Origin of the sequence: Paractinoplanes aksuensis, from assembly GCF_024137025.1 — a bacterium.
GTDB classification, from domain to species: domain Bacteria; phylum Actinomycetota; class Actinomycetes; order Mycobacteriales; family Micromonosporaceae; genus Actinoplanes; species Actinoplanes aksuensis.
This window is the reverse complement of record NZ_JAMYJR010000015.1, coordinates 15,965-37,253: the sequence shown is the minus strand read 5'-3', so window position 1 is coordinate 37,253 and position 21,289 is coordinate 15,965. Positions and strand designations below refer to the sequence as shown.

At 70.2% G+C, this 21,289-nt stretch carries 20 protein-coding genes; 10 read left to right on the top strand and 10 right to left on the bottom strand.

Translation table 11 applies throughout. The features are described from left to right. Window positions 1–180 precede the first annotated feature (180 nt). From M1L60_RS15640 to serA, 5 genes are all read left to right on the top strand, one after another. Window positions 181–2,010 (top strand): acetolactate synthase large subunit, encoded by a 1,830-nt coding sequence (locus M1L60_RS15640; protein WP_253238142.1) that lies wholly within the window; start codon window positions 181–183, stop codon window positions 2,008–2,010. After that, window positions 2,010–2,525: an acetolactate synthase small subunit gene (gene ilvN, locus M1L60_RS15635; protein ID WP_184955320.1), complete on the top strand. Its 516-nt coding sequence runs from the start codon at window positions 2,010–2,012 to the stop codon at window positions 2,523–2,525. The genes M1L60_RS15640 and ilvN overlap by 1 nt, the downstream gene beginning before the upstream one ends. A 71-nt stretch (window positions 2,526–2,596) precedes the next feature. Beyond that, the gene (gene ilvC / locus M1L60_RS15630) at window positions 2,597–3,610 is read left to right on the top strand and encodes a ketol-acid reductoisomerase (protein WP_253238141.1); all 1,014 of its coding nucleotides are present in this window, start codon (window positions 2,597–2,599) and stop codon (window positions 3,608–3,610) included. Window positions 3,611–3,740: 130 nt separating this feature from the next. Continuing rightward, window positions 3,741–4,976, top strand: a complete 1,236-nt coding sequence (gene mpgS, locus M1L60_RS15625) for a mannosyl-3-phosphoglycerate synthase (protein WP_256516535.1) — start codon at window positions 3,741–3,743, stop codon at window positions 4,974–4,976. 69 nt (window positions 4,977–5,045) lie between these two features. Further along, a complete protein-coding gene (serA, locus tag M1L60_RS15620; protein WP_253238139.1) occupies window positions 5,046–6,650 on the top strand; it encodes a phosphoglycerate dehydrogenase in 1,605 nt (534 codons plus the stop codon). Here the strand turns inward: serA and M1L60_RS15615 are convergent. Beyond that, on the bottom strand, window positions 6,637–6,999 hold the full coding sequence (locus tag M1L60_RS15615; protein WP_253238138.1) for a hypothetical protein: 363 nt from the start codon (window positions 6,997–6,999) through the stop codon (window positions 6,637–6,639). The genes serA and M1L60_RS15615 overlap by 14 nt on opposite strands. Before the next feature lie 393 nt (window positions 7,000–7,392). On the opposite strand from M1L60_RS15615, the gene M1L60_RS15610 reads away from it, so the two are divergent. Continuing rightward, complete coding sequence (locus M1L60_RS15610) at window positions 7,393–8,418, top strand: 3-isopropylmalate dehydrogenase (RefSeq protein ID WP_253238191.1); 1,026 nt, start codon at window positions 7,393–7,395, stop codon at window positions 8,416–8,418. Window positions 8,419–8,550: 132 nt separating this feature from the next. Continuing rightward, window positions 8,551–9,648 (top strand): branched-chain amino acid aminotransferase, encoded by a 1,098-nt coding sequence (locus tag M1L60_RS15605; protein ID WP_253238137.1) that lies wholly within the window; start codon window positions 8,551–8,553, stop codon window positions 9,646–9,648. Here M1L60_RS15605 and M1L60_RS15600 read toward each other — a convergent pair. Both M1L60_RS15600 and M1L60_RS15595 read right to left on the bottom strand, forming a co-directional pair. Further along, on the bottom strand, window positions 9,645–9,992 hold the full coding sequence (locus M1L60_RS15600; protein ID WP_253238136.1) for a hypothetical protein: 348 nt from the start codon (window positions 9,990–9,992) through the stop codon (window positions 9,645–9,647). The two genes, M1L60_RS15605 and M1L60_RS15600, sit on opposite strands and share 4 nt — an antisense overlap. A gap of 51 nt (window positions 9,993–10,043) precedes the next feature. Next, a complete protein-coding gene (locus tag M1L60_RS15595) occupies window positions 10,044–10,784 on the bottom strand; it encodes a tyrosine-protein phosphatase (RefSeq protein WP_253238135.1) in 741 nt (246 codons plus the stop codon). 233 nt (window positions 10,785–11,017) lie between these two features. Between M1L60_RS15595 and cimA the strand changes: the two genes are divergently transcribed. Continuing rightward, window positions 11,018–12,589: a citramalate synthase gene (gene cimA / locus M1L60_RS15590; protein WP_253238134.1), complete on the top strand. Its 1,572-nt coding sequence runs from the start codon at window positions 11,018–11,020 to the stop codon at window positions 12,587–12,589. Beyond that, window positions 12,586–12,960, top strand: coding sequence for a RidA family protein (locus M1L60_RS15585; RefSeq protein ID WP_253238133.1), 375 nt, complete (start codon window positions 12,586–12,588; stop codon window positions 12,958–12,960). The genes cimA and M1L60_RS15585 overlap by 4 nt, the downstream gene beginning before the upstream one ends. On the opposite strand, the gene thrS is transcribed toward M1L60_RS15585, so the two are convergent. From thrS to M1L60_RS15555, 6 genes are all read right to left on the bottom strand, one after another. Then, a complete protein-coding gene (gene thrS / locus M1L60_RS15580) occupies window positions 12,957–14,147 on the bottom strand; it encodes a threonine--tRNA ligase (protein ID WP_253238132.1) in 1,191 nt (396 codons plus the stop codon). The two genes, M1L60_RS15585 and thrS, sit on opposite strands and share 4 nt — an antisense overlap. Window positions 14,148–14,500: 353 nt before the next feature. Next, window positions 14,501–15,019: a GNAT family N-acetyltransferase gene (locus M1L60_RS15575; protein ID WP_253238131.1), complete on the bottom strand. Its 519-nt coding sequence runs from the start codon at window positions 15,017–15,019 to the stop codon at window positions 14,501–14,503. Beyond that, on the bottom strand, window positions 15,016–16,029 hold the full coding sequence (locus M1L60_RS15570; RefSeq protein ID WP_253238130.1) for an endonuclease/exonuclease/phosphatase family protein: 1,014 nt from the start codon (window positions 16,027–16,029) through the stop codon (window positions 15,016–15,018). Before M1L60_RS15570 ends, M1L60_RS15575 begins: the two co-directional genes overlap by 4 nt. Window positions 16,030–16,062: 33 nt before the next feature. Continuing rightward, on the bottom strand, window positions 16,063–17,073 hold the full coding sequence (locus M1L60_RS15565; RefSeq protein WP_253238129.1) for an endonuclease/exonuclease/phosphatase family protein: 1,011 nt from the start codon (window positions 17,071–17,073) through the stop codon (window positions 16,063–16,065). Between the two features lie 53 nt (window positions 17,074–17,126). Further along, window positions 17,127–18,473 (bottom strand): M16 family metallopeptidase, encoded by a 1,347-nt coding sequence (locus M1L60_RS15560; RefSeq protein WP_253238128.1) that lies wholly within the window; start codon window positions 18,471–18,473, stop codon window positions 17,127–17,129. After that, entirely contained in the window at window positions 18,470–19,789 is a 1,320-nt protein-coding gene (locus tag M1L60_RS15555) for a M16 family metallopeptidase (RefSeq protein ID WP_253238127.1), read from the bottom strand. Before M1L60_RS15555 ends, M1L60_RS15560 begins: the two co-directional genes overlap by 4 nt. Window positions 19,790–19,827: 38 nt before the next feature. On the opposite strand from M1L60_RS15555, the gene arfB reads away from it, so the two are divergent. Beyond that, the gene (arfB, locus tag M1L60_RS15550) at window positions 19,828–20,256 is read left to right on the top strand and encodes an alternative ribosome rescue aminoacyl-tRNA hydrolase ArfB (protein ID WP_253238126.1); all 429 of its coding nucleotides are present in this window, start codon (window positions 19,828–19,830) and stop codon (window positions 20,254–20,256) included. A 19-nt stretch (window positions 20,257–20,275) separates the two neighbouring features. On the opposite strand, the gene M1L60_RS15545 is transcribed toward arfB, so the two are convergent. After that, window positions 20,276–21,217, bottom strand: coding sequence for a 3-methyladenine DNA glycosylase (locus tag M1L60_RS15545; RefSeq protein ID WP_253238125.1), 942 nt, complete (start codon window positions 21,215–21,217; stop codon window positions 20,276–20,278). Window positions 21,218–21,289: the final 72 nt, after the last annotated feature.

Here is a 21,289-nt window from a genome sequence, read left to right as displayed (position 1 = left end):
AGATGGGGCAAGGTGAGCAGCATGTGCTTCGCGTCCCGAGTACTTATGTGAGCGCACTCCTTCCTCAGAACTGGTGATGGTTTTGAGGGACAGAGTGCGCTAGGTCCCGTGCTGTTGGCACGAGGGCCTTTTTTGTTGCTCAAGTACCGGTCCGCCCAACCCGTAAAGGTATGAAGTGCCATGACGAGACCCACTCCTGAGACCCTCGCCCACCGAGCCAATCCGGCCACTGTCGCGGCGGCCGCCAACCCCGCCCCGGCCGTAGTCGCCCCGGTTCCCACCACGGGCGCCGGCGCGCTCGTGCGGTCGCTCGAGGCGCTCGGGGTCGAGGTCGCGTTCGGCATCCCCGGCGGCACGATCCTGCCGGCGTACGACCCGCTGTTCGACTCCAAGGTGCGGCACATCCTGGTCCGCCACGAGCAGGGCGCGGGCCACGCCGCCACCGGCTACGCGCAGGCCACCGGCAAGGTCGGCGTCTGCATCGCGACCAGCGGGCCGGGTGCGACCAACCTGGTCACCGCGATCGCCGACGCCTACATGGACTCGGTGCCGATCGTCGCCATCACCGGCCAGGTCTCGCGGCCGGCGATCGGCACGGACGCCTTCCAGGAGGCGGACATCCAGGGCATCACGCTCCCCATCACCAAGCACAACTTCCTGGTGCAGACGCCCGAGGAACTGCCCCGGGTGCTGGCCGAGGCGTTCCACCTGGCCGCCACCGGCCGCCCGGGCCCGGTCCTGGTCGACATCCCGAAGGACGTGCAGCAGGCGCAGACCACGTTCTCGTGGCCGCCCGTGCTCGACCTGCCCGGCTACCGGCCGACCCTGCACCCGCACGGCAAGCAGATCCGCGAGGCGGCCCGGCTGATCGCCGGGGCCCGGCGCCCGGTGCTCTACGTGGGCGGCGGCGTGCTCAAGGCCGGCGCCACCGACGGGCTGCGCAAGCTGGCCGAGACCACCGGCATCCCGGTCGTCACGACACTGATGGCGCTGGGCGCGTTCCCCGACTCGCACCCGCAGCACCTGGGCATGCCCGGCATGCACGGCACCGTCCCCGCGGTCTACGCGCTGCAGAAGTCCGACCTGCTGATCACGCTGGGCGCGCGCTTCGACGACCGGGTCACCGGTCAGCTCGCCTCGTTCGCGCCCGACGCCAAGGTCGTGCACGCCGACATCGACCCGGCCGAGATCGGCAAGAACCGGCACGCCGACGTCCCGATCGTCGGCGACGCCCGGCACGTGATCGACGAGCTGATCGCCGCCGTCTCCGCCTCGGCCGAGGGCGCCGGGCAGTACGAGGCCTGGTGGGCCACGCTCAACGAGCTGCGCGAGCGTTACCCGCTGGGCTACGAGGAGCCGACCGACGGCAGCCTGGCCCCGCAGTACGTGATCGAGCGGATCGGCGAGCTGGTCGGGCCCGACGCCATCTACTGCGCCGGTGTCGGTCAGCACCAGATGTGGGCCTCGCAGTTCATCAAGTACGAGAAGCCGGGCACCTGGCTCAACTCGGGCGGCGCGGGCACGATGGGCTACGCCGTCCCGGCCGCGATGGGGGCCAAGGTGGGCCGGCCCGACACCGCGGTGTGGGCGATCGACGGCGACGGCTGCTTCCAGATGACCAACCAGGAGCTGGCGACCTGCGCCCTGGAGGGCATCCCGGTCAAGATCGCCGTCATCAACAACGGCAACCTGGGCATGGTGCGGCAGTGGCAGACCCTGTTCTACGAGGGCCGCTACTCCAACACCGAGCTGGGCACGCACAAGCACCGCATTCCCGACTTCGTGAAGCTGGCCGAGGCGCTCGGCTGCGTCGGCCTGCGGTGTGAGTCCAAGGCCGACGTCGACAAGATCATCAAGCAGGCCATGGAGATCAACGACGCCCCGGTGGTCATCGACTTCACGGTCGGCAAGGACGCCATGGTGTGGCCGATGGTCGCGGCCGGCACCAGCAACGACGAGATCATGTTCGCCCGGGACGTGCGTCCCGAATTCGAAGAGGACGACCTCTGATGAACAAGCACACGCTGTCGGTGCTGGTCGAGAACAAGCCGAGCGTGCTCGCTCGGGTCAGCGGACTGTTCTCCCGGCGCGGCTTCAACATCGACTCGCTGGCGGTGGGCGAGACGGAGAACCCGGACGTCTCCCGCATCACGATCGTGGTCAACGCCGACTCCTCACCCCTGGAGCAGGTGACCAAACAGCTCAACAAGCTGGTGAACGTCCTGAAGATCGTCGAACTGGACCCGCAGCAGTCGGTTCAGCGCGAGCTCCTGCTGGTCAAGGTGCGCGCCGATCGTGCGCAGCGCAGCCAGGTGCTCGAGACGGTCGAGCTGTTCCGGGCGAGGGTGATCGACGTCGCTCCGGACACCCTCACCATCGAGGCGACGGGCAACCCCGACAAACTTGATGCGCTGCTGCGCGACCTCGAGCCGTACGGCATCAAAGAGATGGTCCAGTCGGGCCTGGTCGCCATCGGCCGCGGTTCCCGCTCCATCACGACCGGGCCGGCCCTGCGCGCCGCCTGATTTCAGAAACCGAAGCCCGTCCGACCGCCCCGCCACCGCCCTTAACCGGACTAAAGACTCAAGGATTCAAAATGACCGCGGAAGTTTTCTACGACGACGACGCCGACCTGAGCATCATCCAGGGCAAGAAGGTCGCCGTGATCGGGTACGGCAGCCAGGGCCACGCGCACTCGCTGTCGCTGCGTGACTCGGGCGTCGAGGTGGTCGTGGGCCTCAAGGAGGGCTCGAAGAGCCGGGCCAAGGCCGAGGAGCAGGGCCTCGAGGTCAAGACCCCGGCCGAGGCGTCGGCCTGGGCCGACGTGATCATGCTGCTGGCGCCGGACACCGCGCAGCGCAAGATCTACACCGAGTCGATCGCCCCGAACCTGACCGCCGGCAAGGCGCTCTTCTTCGGCCACGGCCTCAACATCCGGTTCGAGCTCATCAAGCCCCCGGCCGACGTGACCGTGGCCATGGTGGCGCCCAAGGGCCCGGGTCACCTCGTCCGTCGTCAGTACGTGGACGGCAAGGGTGTGCCGTGTCTGGTCGCCGTCGAGCAGGACCCGACCGGCGAGGGCCTCGCGCTCGCGCTGTCGTACGCGAAGGCGATCGGTGGCGCCCGGGCCGGCGTCATCAAGACCACCTTCAAGGAAGAGACCGAGACCGACCTGTTCGGCGAGCAGGCCGTGCTCTGCGGCGGCACCGCGGCGCTCGTCCAGACCGGTTTCGAGGTGCTCACCGAGGCCGGCTACGCGCCTGAGATCGCGTACTTCGAGTGCCTGCACGAGCTCAAGCTGATCGTCGACCTGATGTACGAGGGCGGCATCTCCCGCATGCGCTACAGCGTGTCGGACACCGCCGAGTTCGGTGACTACGTCAGCGGCCCGCGGGTCATCAACGCCGAGACCAAGGCCGAGATGAAGCGGATCCTGGCCGACATCCAGTCCGGCGAGTTCACCCGCCAGCTGATCGAGGACGACGACAACGGCGGCCCGCTGCTCAAGAAGTACCGCGAGCAGGGCGCTCAGCACCCGATCGAGGTCACCGGTCGCAAGCTGCGCGACATGATGAGCTGGGTCGACCGCCCGATCACCGAGACCGCCTGATTTCTCCCGGCCCGCTTTCTCCGGCTGGTGAGCCGGGAAAGCGGGCCGAGTGCTGTTCGGAAACATCGGCGTTACCCACCATTTACCGGTGGCAATTCCGACACGGAATTCCGGCGGGTATTTTTGCGAGATGCGACTGGCTGATTCTTTCCGGAGCGAGCGTTTCGGTGCGGTTCGGATTCACGAGCTCCAGCGGGTGATCGAGCTGGACTCGGGCCTGTCGGCCGGGGCCGGCAGCCGGGTCGTGCCGGCCGAGGCGCTGCACGAGATCGAATCACAAATGGTCATTGTCGTTCCGTGCATGAATGAGACACGGACCGTCATCGAGGGTGTTCTTTCCGGAATTCCGCACGACTGCCTCATCGTCCTGGTGTCGAACAGCGACCGCACCCCGGTCGACCGGTACGAGATCGAGGCGCAGACCGTCGAGCAGTTCTGCCGGCTGGCCGGGCGGTCCGCGATCACGGTGCATCAGAAGGATCCCGGCGTCGCGGCCGCGATGAAGGCAGCCGGCATGCCCGAGCTGATCGACGACGAGGGGCTGGTCCGCAGCGGCAAGGGCGAGGCCATGCTGCTCGGCATGGCGCTGGCCGCGATGACCGGCCGCCGGTACATCGGCTATGTGGACGCCGACAACTACGTGCCCGGCTCCGTCCATGAGTACTGCAAGGTCTACGCGGCCGGGCTGCATCTGGCCGGCTCGCCGTACTCGATGGTCCGGATCTCGTGGCATTCGAAGCCCAAGCTGCGGGACAACCGGCTCTTCTTCAGCCGCAAGGGCCGCAGCTCGCAGATCACCAACGAGTGGCTCAACCGCTTCCTGGCCGAGTACTCCGACTTCGGCACCGAGGTGATCGCCACCGGCAACGCGGGCGAGCACGCGATGACCCTCGACCTGGGGCTCAAGCTGCGTCTGGCCGGCGGGTTCGCGGTCGAGCCGTACGAGTACATGGATCTGTTCGAGCAGTTCGGCGGCGTCCTCGAGAGCACCGACCCCGAGGTGATGGCCAGCTCGGTGCCCGTACTGCAGATCGAGACCCGCAACCCGCACTTCCATGACAACAAGGGCGAGGAACACGTGCAGGGCATGCGGATGCAGGCTCTGAACGTGCTGTATCACTCGCCGGTCACGCTGCCCGTCGTCCGGCAGGCCATCGTCGAGTTCATGGTCGAGCAGGGCGCGCTCGAGGTCGGTCAGGAACCGCCCCGCGAGCGGGTCTATCCGCCGGTCGGCACGCTCGACCTCGACCTGCTGTACGACGCGCTGGACGCCGAGGCGCTCAGTTTCCGCCAGCCCGACGGGCTCGCCCTGGCCGGTCAGCCGCCGGCGCCACCCATCGATCGGGCAACGATCCCGACACGCTGAGCCAGTGACGGACCTCCCGGGGGCCGCCTACGATCGCATTGATCGATAGCGATCCCCCGGGAGGTCCGCGTGCCGTCTGTCGTCCTGATCGCCGAGGAACTGGCTCCGTCCGCCATCGACGTTCTGGCCGGCCATTACGAGGTACGCCAGGTCGACGGCACCGATCGGGCCGCGCTGCTGGCCCAGGTGGCCGGGGCCGACGCGCTCATCGTGCGCAGCGCGACCCAGGTCGACGCCGAGGTGCTGACGGCCGGAACGGGTCTGCGCGTGGTGGCCCGGGCCGGGGTCGGGCTCGACAACGTCGACATCGCCGCCGCCACCGCCCGCGGGGTCCTGGTGGTCAACGCGCCGACCAGCAACATCGTGTCGGCCGCGGAACAGGCGATCGCGTTGCTGCTGGCGACGGCCCGGCACACGGCGACGGCCACCGCCTCGCTCAAGGGTGGCCGGTGGCAGCGGTCGCGCTTCGTCGGGGTCGAGGTGCAGGGCAAGACGGTCGGGGTGGTCGGGCTGGGTCGCATCGGCGTGCTCTTCGCCCAGCGCATGGCCGCCTTCGGCACGCGCCTGATCGCGTACGACCCGTACATCCAGCCCGCCCGGGCCGCGCAATTGGGCGTACGCCTGGTCGGCCTGGACGAATTGCTGCGGGAGTCCGACTTCATCTCGGTGCACCTGCCGCGTACGCCGGAGACGGTGGGTCTGATCGGCGAGAAGGAACTGGGGCTGGTCCGGCCGGGCGTGCGCATCGTCAACGCGGCCCGCGGCGGGCTGATCGACGAGGAAGCGCTGGCGACCGCCCTGCGTGAGGGCCGGGTGGCCGGCGCCGGGCTCGACGTGTTCGTCACCGAGCCGACGACCGAGTCACCCCTGTTCGGCTTCGACAACGTCGTGGTGACCCCGCACCTGGGTGCGTCCACGGCCGAGGCGCAGGACAAGGCGGGGCTGTCGGTGGCCCGCAGCGTCAAGCTCGCGCTCGACGGCGAGTTCGTGCCGGACGCGGTCAACGTGCAGGCCGGCGGCGTGGTCGACGAGGACGTGCGCCCGCTGCTGGCGCTGGCCGAGAAGCTGGGCAAGGTCTTCACCGCGGTGGCCGGACAGGTCGCGGCCAACGTAGCGGTCGAGGTGCGCGGCGAGATCGTGTCGCACGACGTCAAGGTGTTGCGCCTGGCCACGACCAAGGGGCTCTTCGCCTCGGTGGTGGACGAGCGGGTCACGTACGTCAATGCCCCTCAACTCGCGGCCGACCGCGGGGTCGAGGTGGAACTGGTGGTCAGCGACGAGCCGATCGAGCACCACAACCTGGTCACCGTGCGCGGGGCGCTGCCCGACGGCCGCTCGGTCAGCGTGGCCGGCACGGTCACCGTCCACGGCACCCGCGAGACGGCCAAGCTGACCGGTCTCGACGACTTCGACCTCGAACTGAACGCCGATGGGGTGCTGTTGTTCTTCCGCTACAGCGACCGGCCCGGCGTGGTCGGGGCCATCGGCACGGTGCTGGGCGAGGCCGGGGTCAACATCGCCGCCATGCAGGTGGCCCGGCGCGAGGCCGGCGGCGAGGCGCTGATGACGCTGACCGTCGACTCCTCGGTCCCGGCCGACCTGCTCTCGACGGCCGCCGCGGCGATCGGCGCGGAACGCGGCAGCATGGCCGACCTCAGGGTCAGCGGGCCCTGACCGGCGGCGGGTAGACCGTGCCGTCCTGCAGGTCGAGCAGGTCGAGGTTGAGCTCGCCGGCCAGCCGCTCGATCGTCTCGAGCACCACGTCCGGGCAGTTCTCGTCGAGCCGCATCTGGATGTGGTCGGCCGCGGCGTGCAGCGGGGCGTGCGCCCAGGGCGATCCGGGCACCGTGGCCCGCGGCCCCCGGTCGGGATACTCACTGGTCAGGGCGTCATAGAAGGCGACGACGCGCGGATCGGCCGGGCGCTGCGGGTGTTCGCCGCGCGCGCACCGCGCGTTGGCGGCCCGCACGGCGTCCGGCAGGTCCGTCTTGTCCATGGCCCACACCACGAGGTCGAAACTCACCGGCGCATGGTGCCATGTGAGCCGGAACATCCGCGCCGACACGCGGGGGATGTGTCTTGCGCGTCTTTAGTCCGCATCGCTAGCGTTGTGTCCGCCGCGCGGCTCGCCGGTGGGCTCGTCTTCGGGTGACAAGTCTGCCGTCATGCCGTTCCGGCTGCAGTATTCCGGCGGGACCGAGCCACGCGTCCTCGCCGCAACAGCCCCCGTGACCGTTTGCCGCGGTCCGGGGGTTTGTTCGTCCCCGCCTGGGAGAATCAGCCTTCAGGCGGGTTCAGGGCGGTGGCCGGGGTGGTTGGACGGGGTTCAGTGAGTGGGACGGCTGTACCGAAGATCGGGATCGGCGCGCTAGCCTGAGGCCTTCGGACCCGCAGACCTGAGGGAGCAGACGTGAGCGTGGCGCGTATCGCGGTGGTGGCCGGCGACGGCATCGGTACCGAGGTGACGGCGCAGGCTCAGAAGGTGATCGAGGCGGTTCTCCCCGACACCGAGTTCAACGACTACGACCTCGGCGCCCGGTTCTACAACCGCACCGGCGAGGTGCTGCCCTCGGCCATCCAGGAAGAGCTGGCCCGCCACGACGCCATCCTGCTCGGCGCCATCGGCGACCCCAGCGTCCCGCCGGGCGTCCTCGAGCGCGGTCTGCTGCTCAAGCTGCGGTTCGACTTCGACCAGTACGTGAACCTGCGCCCGTCCAAGCTCTGGCCCGGCACCACCAGCCCGCTGGCCGGCGTCAAGCCCGGCGAGATCGACATGGTCGTGGTGCGCGAGGGCGTCGAGGGTCTCTACGTCGGCGCCGGCGGCGTCCTGCACAAGGACACCCCGGCCGAGATCGCGACGGAGGAGAGCCTGAACACCCGGCACGGCGTCGAGCGGGTCATCCGCGACGCCTTCGGCCGGGCCCAGCGCCGCGACCGCCGTCACCTGACGATGGTCCACAAGACGAACGTGCTGACCAAGGCGGGCGGCCTGTGGGCGCGCACCTTCGCCGCCGTCGCGGCCGAGTTCCCCGAGGTCACGACGGAATACCAGCACATCGACGCGGCCAGCATGTTCATGGTCAGCAACCCCCAGCGGTACGACGTGGTCGTGACCGACAACCTCTTCGGTGACATCCTCACCGACATCGCCGCTGCCGTTACCGGCGGCATCGGCATGGCGGCCAGCGGCTCCGTCAACCCGGAGCGCAAGTTCCCGTCGACGTTCGAGCCGGTGCACGGCTCCGCGCCCGACATCGCCGGTCAGGGCATCGCCGACCCGGCGGCCGCCATCCTCTCCGCTTCGCTGCTGCTCGAGCACCTGGGCCACCACGACGAGGCCCGCCGAGTATCCGAGGCGGTCGCGGCCGAGGTCGCGTCCCGCACCGCGGGCGCGCCGCTGCGTACCGCCGAAGTCGGCGACCGCATCGCCGCCGCGCTGTAACAACACAGCGTAGGGGGCCTTTCACCCCGGCACGGTCTGTGGATTGAACGACCGTTCGGGTAGATTCCATGGAGCACTACGGGTGCTCCCACATGCCTCCATTCGTCTTGTCAGAAAGCAGGTCCACTTGTCATGAGCGGTGGTGACAACCTCGAGTTCGAGATCCGTCCGAACCCGGCACCCGTGGGCGACGCGGAGCGCGCAGCTCTGCTGGCCAACCCCGGCTTCGGCCGCATCTTCACCGACCACATGGTCACGATCCGGTACGCCGACGGCAAAGGCTGGTACGAGCCTCGCGTCGAGGCCCGGGCCCCGATCCCGATGGACCCGGCGTCGGCCGTCCTGCACTACGCGCAAGAGATCTTCGAGGGGCTGAAGGCGTACACGCTGCCCGACGGCGGCGTCGCCATGTTCCGGCCCGACGCCAACGCGGCCCGGTTCGCCCAGTCGGCGCAGCGGATGGCCATGCCTCAGCTGCCGGTCGAGACGTTCCTGCGGTCGCTGCACGAGATCATCCGGATCGACCGGTCCTGGCTCCCGACCAGCGACGAGGGCAGCCTCTACCTGCGCCCCTTCGCCTACGCCAGCGAGGTCTTCCTGGGCGTGCGCCCCTCGATGGAATACCTCTACCTGGTCATCGCGTCGCCGGTCGGCCCCTACTTCTCGGGCGGCGTCAAGCCGGTCTCGGTGTGGGTGACCCCCGACTACACCCGGGCCGCGCCCGGCGGCACCGGCGCGGCCAAGTGCGGCGGCAACTACGCGGCCGGGCTGTCGGCCCAGGCCGAGGCGATCGAGAACGGCTGCGACCAGGTCGTCTATCTCGACGCGGTCGAGCGCAAGTACATCGACGAGCTCGGCGGCATGAACGTGTTCTTCGTGCTCGACGACGGCAGCCTGGTGACCCCGCCGCTGACCGGCACGATCCTGCCCGGCATCACCCGCGACTCGGTCATCAAGCTGGCCGAGCGGGCCGGCCGCAAGGTCGAGGAGCGTCCGGTGAGCCTGGCCGAGTGGCAGGAAGGGGCCATGACCGGCCGCATCCGCGAGGCCTTCGCCTGCGGCACCGCGGCCGTCATCACGCCCATCGGCCAGGTCAAGAGCGCCGGCGACGAGTTCCTGGTCGCCGACGGCGGCACCGGTGAGGTCACGGCCGACCTGCGCAAACAGCTCGTCGACATCCAGCGCGGCCGGGCCGAGGACCCGTTCGGCTGGGTCCACCGGGTGAGCTAACCCTCGCGCACGGCCGTCACGAACTCGTCGATCGTCTGCTGGCCGATCGACGAGTCCGAGATCCGCAGGGTCCGCTCGCCCACTGTCATCTCGATCGTGCGCGGCGCCGGGGTGCGACCCACCCACGAGCGCAGCGCCGTCATCATCTGGGTCAGCGACTCGGCCGACCCGCCGAGCGACACCAGAAGCGCGCCCGGCGGGGGCGGACCCGCACTCACCGGTTCCACGGCGTCCACATCGAGCTGCAACAGCTCCGAGCGGACGCCGTGGATCAGGTAGTCGAGCCGCTCCGCGTCGGCTCCGCCCTCAGCAATCCCGATCAGCATCTGCATGGACTCAAGCATGCAGTCTGCATGGCCCGCCCCGGAACTGGCTGACGGATGGCCGACTGGGTCTTACTCCAGCAGGTGACCTCGCATGGACGCGATCTCGGCGTCGGTGAGGCCGATCTCGCGTACGTAGTTGTCGATCGAGCCGTGCAACGCGCGCAGGTCGTCGAGGAACGACAGCATGGCGCCGGGCGGGGAATCCCACATGTGCTGCTTGCCGAGCACGGCCGACGGGTGCTTCTCGAGCAGGTGGGCGGTCAGCGGGGCCATGGCGTTGCTGGTCAGCGCGTAGTCGGCCGCGATGTCGGGGTCGGACACGCCGAGCAGGGCCAGGGTCAGCGCGCAGACCGTGCCTGTACGGTCCTTGCCGGCCATGCAGTGCACGATGACCGGCGCCAGCTGCGGGTCGGCGATGATGCGCAGCGAGGCCAGGATCGCCTCGCGGCCGTCCTCGGCGAAGTTGAGGTAGCGGTCGGCCAGCCAGCGCTCGTGGACCACCTCGTCGGGGTGACCGACCTCTTCCCAATCGACGTGCTCGAGCACGAGGTTGCGGTAGTCGAGGCCGTAGCGCTCGGCCACCCGGCCGTACCGCTCGATCTCGTGGGGCCGGCGCAGGTCGATCACCGTACGCACGCCCAGCTCCTGGAACGCGGCCGCGTCGTCCTCGCCGAGCCGGTGCAGCGCGTCGGCGCGGAAGACCCGCCGCCAGCGGACCGTGCGGCCGTCGAGGCCGGCATAACCGCCCACGTCGCGGAAGTTGTAGGTCGCCGAGAAGCCGAGATTCCGGGGGTACTGTTCGACAGCCACGCAGCCAACGTAGCTGTGATCTTGTGCAAGGTGAAACCCGCTCGGGTGACCCTGTCTCATCTGGTGGATTTACTGTCCCAACAGCGCACACCCGTGGCACACTTCGGAACGTGACCCACTCCGTGCTGATTATTCGCACCTAGCGCGCCGGCTGACTCCACGCCGACGCGCAGACCTCCCGCATCCGCGGGGGGTCTTTTTGTTGGGTCGACATCTTTCGAAGGGAACGCGCCATGGAGTACCAGGTCTTCGACACGACGCTTCGCGACGGCGGGCAGCGGGAGGGGATCAGCTACTCGGTCGCCGACAAGCTGGCGGTCGCGAAGCTGCTGGACGAGTTCGGCGTGGGCTTCATCGAGGGCGGCTGGCCCGGCGCGATGCCCAAGGACACGGAGTTCTTCGCCCGCGCCCGCACCGAGCTCGACCTCAAGAACGCGGTGCTGGTGGCGTTCGGCGCGACCCGCAAGGCCGGCGTCGACGTCGCCACCGACCCGCAGGTCAAGGCCCTGCTCGACGCCGAGACCCCGGTCGTCTGCGTGGTCGCCAAGAGCGACATCCGGCACGTCGAGCGGGCCCTGCGCACCACCGGCGACGAGAACCTGGCCATGGTCCGCGACACCGTGCGACACCTGGTGGCCAACGGCCGTCGCGCCTTCGTCGACTGCGAGCACTTCTTCGACGGCTTCCGCTACGACCCCGAATACACGGCCAGCGTGGTCAAGACCGCGATCGACGCCGGCGCCGAGCGCGTGGTCATGTGCGACACCAACGGCGGCATGCTCCCCTCGATGATCACCAAGGCGATCAACGAAGTGGTCGAGCGCGCCGGCGTCCCCGCCGACCGGCTCGGCATCCACTGCCAGAACGACACCTCGTGCGCGGTGGCCAACACGGTCGCCGCCGTCGAGGCCGGGGTCAAACACTTCCAGTGCACCGCCAACGGCTACGGCGAGCGGCCCGGCAACGCCGACCTGTTCGCCGTCGTCAGCAACCTGCAACTCAAGCTCGGGCTGCCCGTCCTACCGGAAGGCTGCCTGGAGAAGGCGACGCGGGTCTCGACCGCGCTCGCCGAGATCGCCAACATCGCCCCCGACACCCACCAGGCCTACGTCGGGGCCGCGGCATTCGCTCACAAGGCGGGGCTGCACGCGAGCGCGATCAAAGTGGATCCGCTGCTCTACAACCACGTCGACCCGTCGGTGGTGGGCAACGACATGCGGATCCTGGTGACCGAGATGGCCGGCCGGGCCAGCATCGAGCTCAAGAGCCGCGAGCTCGGGATCGACCTGGCCGGCCATCCGGACACGCTCAGCACGGTCACCCAGCGGGTCAAGGACCTGGAGGCCGGCGGCTGGTCGTTCGAGGCCGCCGACGCTTCGTTCGAGCTGCTCGTCCGCGATCAGTTGCTCGGCGGCAAGCTGGCCCGCCCGTTCAGCCTGGAGTCGTACCGGGTGCAGGTCGAGCACCGCGAGGACGGCGCGGTCGTCTCCGAAGCGACGGTCAAGGTCCGCGTACGCGGCGAGCGCGTCATCGCCACGGCCGAGGGCAACGGCCCGGTCAACGCGCTCGACGAGGCCCTGCGGGCCGCCCTCACGCAGCACTATCCGCAGCTCAAGAACTTCGAACTGACCGACTTCAAGGTACGCATCCTCGAAGGCAGCCACGGCACCAACGCGATCACCCGCGTGCTGCTCGAGACCGGCGACGGCGACCGCGACTGGACCACGGTCGGCGTCCACGAGAACATCGTCGAGGCTTCGTGGGTGGCGTTGGTCGACGCCCTCACCTACGGTCTGGCCGAGTGACGAGAATCTTCAGCGGCTCCACCTTCGAGGAGCAGATCGGGTACGCCCGCGCGGTGGTGGCCGGAGAACACGTGTACGTCTCCGGCACCACCGGCTTCGACTACTCGACGATGACCATTCCCTCCGGCGTCGTCGAGCAAGCCGACCAGGCTCTGCGCAACATCGAGGCGGCGCTGCGCGAGGCCGGTTGCACGCTGTCCGACGTCGTGCGGGTCCGCTACCTGCTGCCCGAGCGGGCCGACTTCGAGCCGTGCTGGCCGGTGCTGCGCCAAGCGTTCGGCGAGGTCCGCCCGGCCGCCACCATGATGGTGTGCGGCCTGGCCGACCCTCGGATGCGCATCGAGATCGAAGTCGACGCCCGCCTCCGTTAAGGCCGGGCCTCGTCGGCCAGGAGCGCGACGGCCGCCGCGACCGGCATCGGTTCCCGCTGCCGTCCATCGCGATGCCGGAGGGCCACCAGGCCGTCCGGCGCCTCGCGGCGACCGATCATTCCCGCGTACGGGATTCGGCGCTCGGCACTCGACCGGACGCGCGCCCCGATCGAACCGTCGCGCAGCACCTCGACCCGCAACCCGGCCTCGGTTGCGGCCCGGGCCAGCGCATCCGCCGCCTCGTCCTCATCGGCCGAGACCGGCAGCACGGCCAACTGGACCGGGGCGTACCAGAGCGGGAACGCCCCCTCGTGCACCTCGATCAGATGCGCGAACAACCGCTCCATCGAGCCGACGAGGCTGCGGTGGATCATCACCGGGCGCGATCGGCCGCCCTCCGCGTTCGCGTACCCCAGGTCGAACGCTTCCGGTTGGTGGTAGTCGATCTGGATGGTGGCCAGGGTCCACTCGCGCCCGGCCGGGTCGGCGATCTGCACGTCGATCTTCGGCCCGTAGAACGCGGCCTCGCCCGGCGCCTCGACAAAGTCGAAACCGTCGAGCGCCTCCCGCAACAACCGTTCCGCTACCCGCCAGCTTTCGTCGTTGCCGCCGTACTTCTTCCCCTCACCCCGCAACGACAGCTGGTACGACGAAGGCTCGATCCCGAGTGCCCGGTGGGCCTCCCGCATGAGCCGCAGTACCTCGGCCACCTCGGCCGCCGCCTGCGATTCGGGGCTGAAGACGTGGGCGTCGTTGAGCTGCATCGCGCGTACGCGGGAAAGCCCGCCCACCACGCCCGAGCGCTCGGCCCGGAACATGCCGCCCAGCTCGCCCATCCGCAGCGGCAGGTCGCGGTAGGAGCGCCCGCGCGATTTGTAGATCAGGGCGTGGTGCGGGCAGAGGCTGGGCCGCAGCACCAATTCGTCGCCGCCCATCGGCATCGGCGGGAACATGTCCTCGGCGAAGTTGCGCCAGTGCCCCGACAACTCGAAGAGCTGCCGTTTACCGAGCGCCGGCGAATACACGTGCTGATAACCGTTCCGGTGTTCGAGCTCGTACAGATAGGACTCGACTGCGTGCCGTGCCGCGGCGCCGCCCGGCAGCCAGAACGGCAGTCCCGCGCCGATCAGCGGGTCGGAGTCGAAGAGGTCGAGCTCGCGCCCGAGCTTGCGGTGGTCGATGTGCATCAGAAGTCTCCCGTTCGAGAACGGGCGAGAAACTCCGGGCACACGAGCGGCCCCGGGCATCTCGCCCGAGGCCGTTTCTGCGCCGCGATCAGATCAGCGCGAACAAACGCCGGGACGTCCCGGCGTCGTCGTGCTCAACTGACAGAAGCTCATGTCGTGCAGAGTAGGCCGCGTTCCGCCACCTGGCACTCAGTTTTCAGACGGTCAGCACAAACCAAGATCAGTTACCGCACCGTGCCCGCCCTCCCAAGGGGGAGCCCCCGCTGGTTATTTTCCTGGGATGAAGCCGATCCGGGGCAGCGCCGTGACCGTTCCTGTGGACAGCCGGTGAATGTGGATAACCGGGGCCTGCGCTAGTCGTCGGCGAGGCGCTGGAACAACACGTGGTCGCGCCAAGCGCCCGCGATCCACAGGTAGCGGGGCGCCAAGCCGTAGCGCTGGAACTTGTTGTTCTCGAGCACGCGTTGGGAGCCGATGTTGTTCACCAGCGTGCCGGCCTCGACCCGGTGCAGGCCGAGGTCGGTGAAGGCCAGCCCGACGATCCGGGCCACCGCCGCGGTGGCGACGCCGCGTCCGTTGGCCTCGTGGGCCACCCAGTAGCCGAGCGTGCCGGACAGGAACGGGCCGCGGGCGATGTTCGTCAGCGCGATCCGCCCCAGGATGCGGCCGTTCTCGACGATCGCGTGCGGTAGTGCGGAACCGGACGAGTGTTGGCGCAGCATGTCGGCCAGCACCCGGCGCTGGCCGGCTTCGGTGAAGTACTCGTCGGAGCGGTCGGGGTCCCAGGGGGCCAGGAACTCTCGGTTGGCCCGCAACTGCTCGGCCATCTCGGCCGCGTCGTCGACCGTGAGCAGGCGGGTGGTCACCGTCATGAGGTGGCGGGGACGGTGAGGCCGGCGATGATCGCGCGGTGGTCGCTCTTGGTGATCGGGTGCACGCTCACCTCGCGTACGCCGATCCGCTCGTCGACCAGCACGTGGTCGATCGTCACGGGCGGGATCGGGTCGCCGTCGTAGGGGCCCCACGTGCCGATCAGGCCTTTTCCGGTGGCGTCGGCCGCGTCGCGGTAGCCGTGCGAGATCAGTTCGCGCAGCGGGGCGTGGTCGAGCGTGGCGTTGAAGTCGCCGAGCAAGATCCGCGGTGTCCCGCCGGCGTCGGCGCGTGGCTGGGCCAGCACGTCAGCCCGCCACTGCCCCAGCACCGGCCGTGAATGCGGCGCCAGCGGGTGCGCCGATTCGACGACGACCGGCCCGGCCCCCGGCACCTGCACGGTCGCGTACGCCTGCATGAAGCCCCCACCGTTGCGGCGCGCGCCCGGCGACGTGATCGGGTGGCGCGAGTACAGCCCCGACCCGTCCGCCTTCGGTTCGTCGGCCAGCGACGAGTACGGCAGCAACGCCCCCAGCCCGGCCGCCGCCAGCGCCTCTTTGCCCTCGGTGGTGAACTCTTGCACCGCCAGCACGTCGATGTTGCGCTCGCTCACCAGCTTGACGATCTGCGCCGCGTCGGCCCCGCCGAAGAGCATGTTCGAGGTCATCACGTTGAGCTGCACGCCCAGCGCCGGCCCCTTGTCGCGGCTCGGGATGGCCCGCGGCAGTACCGCCGCCGCCAGCAGGATCGCCACCACCACGGCCACCGCCGCCACCGTCCACCGGCGGGTGGCCAGGGCGAGGATGACCGGCGCCCAGGCCGCGGCCGCGACGTACGGGGTGAAAGCGAACAACTGGATCACCGGGCCCCGTTCCCAGCCACCGAGGCGGATCACGGCCCACACCAGGAACGGCAGGATGAACAGCCAGATCAGCACGGTCAGCGCGGCCTTTCGTCGTCGTCGGGGGCGGCCGACCTCGCGACCGGCGCTCGGCGCGCTCGTGATCGTCATGGCGGCGAGGCTAGCCACCCCACGCCATTCCCACTATGACGCGGTTGGCAACGTGACTGTCGCGACCACGGCCCGGTGATCGCTGCCCTCGACGTCGTGCACCTCGGTGTCCCGTACGCCGATCCGCTTGTCGACCAGGATGTGGTCGAGCGTGACGGGCGGGATCGGCAACCCGGCGTACGGGCCCCAGGTGCCGATCAGGCCGTGGCCGGTGGTCGCGGCGGCGTCGCGGTAGCCGTGGGCGATCAGTTCGCGCAGCGGCTGGTGGTCGAGGGTCGAGTTGAAGTCGCCGAGCAGCATCGTGGGCCCACTGCCCCGGTCGGGGTGGGGGTACGAGTCGAGGTCGGCCCGCCAGGCGTTCTCGGCGCGCAGGGCATAGGGGGCGAGCGGGTGGGCCGATTCGACGAAGACGCCGCCCGCGCCGGGCACCTGAATCGTGGCGTACGCCTGAAGGTTGCCGTCCTGCAGCCCGCCGCCGTCCCCGCGCCGGGAGGCCTGGCCGGTCAGCGGGAACCGTGAGTACAGCCCGGACCCGGTGGTGCCGATCTCGTCGGCCAGCGCGTGATGGGGGAGCAGCGCGTCGATCCCGGCCGCCTGCAACCCGGCCGCCGACTCGGGCGTGAACTCTTGCACGGCCAGGATGGCGACGTCGTTCTCGCGGACCAGCCGCACCACCGCCGCCGGGTCGGCCGCGCCGATGAACATGTTGACCGTCATGACGCTCACCGGGACGCCCGTGGCCGGTCCCTTGTCGCGGTCGGGCAGGGCGCGGGGCAGCACCGCCGCGGCGAACATCACGACGGTGGCGGCGGCGAGGGCCGCGACCAGCCATTTGCGGCTCAGCAGGGCGGCCAGCAGGGGCACGAACGACCACACCGCGGCGTACGGGGTGAAGGCCATCAGCTGCACCAGCGGGCCCTCTTCCCAGCCCAGCAGCCGGACCGCCGCCCACGCGAGGCCCGGCAGGGTCAGCAGCAGGAGAAGCGCGGTGCGCCTCACCCGCCGACCCGGCCGGACCTCGGACGGCGTGGTGGTGATCGTCATGGCGGCCAAACTATCGGTCCTACCTTGCCGCTCTCTGTGAAGATCGCCGTGATTCAGATCTCCGAGTCGACCACGTCGCCGATCTCGGCCGCCACCAGCTCGTCGCGGATGACCGCGGCGTCGCCCTCGATGACCAGCGTGAGCCCGTGCGGTCGCAGGTGGGCCCCGGCCGCGGCGGAGACCTCGGCCAGCGTGGTCTCGAGGTATTGCCGGCGCAGGGTCTCGTAGTAGTCGTCGGGCAGGCCGTGCACGACCAGCGTGCTCAGCGCGCCGACGATCGAGCCCGGCGTCTGCATCTCGACCGAGAGCTGACCGGCCCGCCACGAGCGGGCGACGGCCAGCTCGTCCTCGGTGACGCCGGTCTGCTCGGTGCGGGCGATCTCGCCCAGGGTGTCGACGATCGCGGGCACGGTGACCGCGGTCTGCACGCCCGCCGCCACCTCGAACCGCCCGAAACGCCGGCTCATCGCGTACGACCCCCGGATGCCGTACGTGTAGCCCTTGACCTCGCGGATCAGGTGGTTGAGGCGGGACGTGAAGGCGCCGCCGAGCACGGTGGCGGCCAGCGTCATGGCCACGTAGTCGGGCGTGGCCCGCTCGGGGGCGCGGTGGCCGATGCGCAGCGTCGACTGCACCGAACCGGGCCGGTCGACCAGAATGATCTTGCGTTCGGCCCGCAGCGGCACGCCCAGCGGCGGCTCGACAGCCAGCGGCTCACCCTCGGTGCCGGCGAACGCGGCCTCGCCCAATGCCTTCAGATCGAGGGTGCCGAGGTCACCCGCCACCAGCAGTACGCCCGGCCGGCGCAGCCAAGCCCGGTGGAACGCGAGCACGTCGTCGACCTCGACCGCGGCCACCGAGGCCGGGTCGCCGTGCATCGGGCGGCCGAAGCGCTCGGCCGCGCCGAACAGGTCGGCCCGCAGGGCGGCGTCGGCGCGCGGGCCGGGCTGGGCCCAGTCCATGCGCAGCGCGGTCACCTCGTCGTCGCGCACCCGGTTGACGTCGGCCGGGTCGAGCCGCGGCGTGCGCACCGCCTCGGCCGCCAGCCGCACGGCATCGAGCAGCTGCGGGACGGGTGCCGAGACACCGACCCGGAACGTGTCCCAGTCGACGCCCGGCGACAGCTCGGCCCCGAGGCTCTCCAGCGCGATGGCGTACGCCGCCGAGTCGCGCTCGGCCGTGCCTTCCTCCAGCGATTTGGCCAGCACGGTGGCCGTGCCCTCGCGACCGGCCGACTCCCGGGCCGCGCCCGCGTCGAGCAGCAGCATGGCGCTGGCCAGGGCCTGACCGGGCAGGTGGGCGCCGATCACTGTGCCGCCGGCCACGGTCACCCGCTGCAGGTCGGGGAACGTGTAGGGGCGGGCCTCGCCCGGATCGGGGCGGGTGGCGATGAGCGTCATGCGGATTCCCCGTTCTCGGGCAGGTAGGTGAGCGTGACCCGGGACTCAGGCTTCAGCGCGTACTTGGCGGCGTCGGTCACGTCGTCGGCGGTGACCGCGAGCCACTGCGGCAGGCGGTAACCGGCGACGCCCGGGTCGCCGAACTGCGTCGCGTACCGGCTCAACGTGTCGGCCCGGCCGCCCACCGTGGAGACCTGCCGCCACCACGCGGTGGTCAGCAGCGCCTTGGCCCGCGACAGCTCCTCGGGCGTGACCGGCTCGGTGACCAGGCCGGCGATCACCTCGTTGAGGCCCTCTTCGAGCGTCTCGACCGAGACACCGTCCTTGGCCGTGGCCGTGATGATCAGCGGGGCCGGGGCGTGGGCCAGATCGACACCGTACGAGCCGATGTAGTCGGGCTGGGCGATCCGGGCGCCGTCGGCCAGCCGCTGGTAGAGCCGGCTGCCCCGCCCGTTGCCGAGCACCGCGGCCAGCACGGTGATCGCGTCGTAACCCGCGGTGCCGAACTGGTGGGTGCGGTGGGCCAGATAGAGCCGGGGCGCCGGGACGGCCGCGGTGACCGTCTCGCGGGCGGGCGCGGTGGCCGGGCCGGGCAGATGGGCGCTGGGCGCGGACGGGATCGAGGCCACCGGCTCGAGCCCGCCGAAGTACTTCTCGGCGAGCGCGAACACCTCGGCCGGTGACGCGTCCCCCGCGACGGTCAGCACGGCGTTGTTGGGCGCGTAGTACTGCTGGTGGAAGGCCTTGAACGTGTCCAGGCCGGCCGCGTTCAGGTCTTCCATCGAGCCGATCGTGGCGTGGTGGTACGGGTGGCCCTCCGGGTAGAGCAGGGCCAGCAGGCGCAGCCAGGCGTCGCCGTAGGGCACGTTCTCGTACCGCTGGCGACGCTCGTTCTTGACCACCTCGCGCTGGTTGTCCAGCGTCTCCTGGGTCAGGGCCGGCACCAGCCCGCCCATGCGGTCGGCCTCGAGCCAGAGCGCCAGTTCCAGGTGCTCGGCCGGCATGGTCTCGAAGTAGTTGGTGCGGTCGGGGTTGGTGGTCGCGTTGAGCGAGCCGCCGTTGCCCTGCACCAGCCGCATGTGCTCGGTCTTGGCCACATGCTGCGAGCCCTCGAACATCAGGTGCTCGAAGAGGTGGGCGAAGCCGGTCTGCCCGGCGGGTTCGTGGCGCGAGCCGACGTCGTACCAGAGATTGACGCAGACCACCGGGGCGGTCCTGTCCTCACTGACCACGACGCGGAGGCCGTTGTCGAGGCGCGTGGTTTCGATGGGCCACGGATAGCCGGTCGCGACGACCGGCGCGCTGGGTGACGTCACCCACCCATAGTGCCTTGCGGGCGTGCCAGGATGGGCCCGTGGTGGAGGACATCCGGGTCAATGATCGGCTCATCATTCCCGCGGCCGAGGTGGCGTGGCGCTTCTCCCGCTCCGGCGGGCCCGGTGGTCAGGGTGTGAACACCACCGATTCCCGCGTGGAACTGTCGTGGGATCTCACCGGTTCGGCCCTGCTGCCGGCCGCGCTCAAAGAGCGGGCGGTCGAACGGCTGGGTCACCGCCTGATCCATGGTGTGCTGACCGTCACTGCCTCCGAGCACCGCTCCCAGCTGCGTAATCGCGAGGCGGCGGCGGCCCGGCTGGCCGGGTTGGTGGCTTCGGCCATCGCGGCGCCACCGCGCGTACGCCGGGCCACGCGCCCCTCGAAGGGCTCGGTGGAACGACGGATCGCCGAGAAGAAGCGCCGGGGTGAGACCAAGCGCAACCGCCGCTCCGGCCCCATGGACTGACCGTGGTCGCTCCGGTTGGTCAGCGGTGGTTGAACGGGGCCACGGCCTCGCGGTTCTGAGCGGCGTTCTCGGGGCCCAGCAGCTCTTCGCAGACGCGGATCAGGCGGGCCCGCAGACCGGCCGCCCGGCGGGCGAACTCGCGCTGCCGGGCCACGTACTCGGCCTTGCCCTCGGGGGTTTCGATCTTGACCGGGGGATGGCCGTAGGAGCTCAGGTCGTACGGGCTGGCCTGCATGTCGAGCAGCCGGATGTCGATGGCCAGGGCGAAACAGTCGAGGGCCAGGGCCCCCGGCACGGCCGCGCCCAGCTTCGTCGCCCACTTGTGGACGTCCATGGCCGCGTGCAGGCAGCCCGGCTGGTCGAGGTCGACCTGGGTGGCCCGGGTCGGCTGGAGCCGGTTGAGCCCGACCGCCTCGGGCGTGAAGAAGCGGAACGCGTCGAAGTGGGTGCAGCGGATCGGGTGCTGCTCGACCACGCGGTCGGTCTCGGCCAGGCCCAGACGCAGGGGCAGGGCATGACGGTGCTCGGGATCGCGATAGACCATGGCCCATTCGTGCAATCCGAAGCAGCCCGAGAACACCGGGCGGGACGCTGTCGCGGTGAGCAGGCCGTGGATGTAGCGCACGCTCTCGCCGCGGGCGTGCAGGTAGGCGTCCTGGTCGAGCGCGACCACACCGTCGGGATAGGTCATGTAGAACTTCCACGCCGAGTGCTCGGCCAGGCCGCCGGGCGCGGGGGCGAGCCCGGCGCCGACGCCGGGGTGCCAGCGGCGCAGCACCGAGGGGCGGGTGCCGTAGTAGTCGTACAGAAAATCCTCGATGGCGTGCTTCTCGCCGGTGGCCCGCCGGGCGCGGTGGCCCGCGGTCATCTCGTCGGCCCGCTCGGCATGCGCCCGGGCCAGCGGAATCCAGGTGACCGAGGGCAGCGTCGTGGTGAGCGCCCTCACCTGCTTGATCCCCATGACCTCAGCGTATCCAGCCGAAGCGATCAACACGATCACCGTTAGGCGCTAATGAGAGCGGCGTCGCGCTTC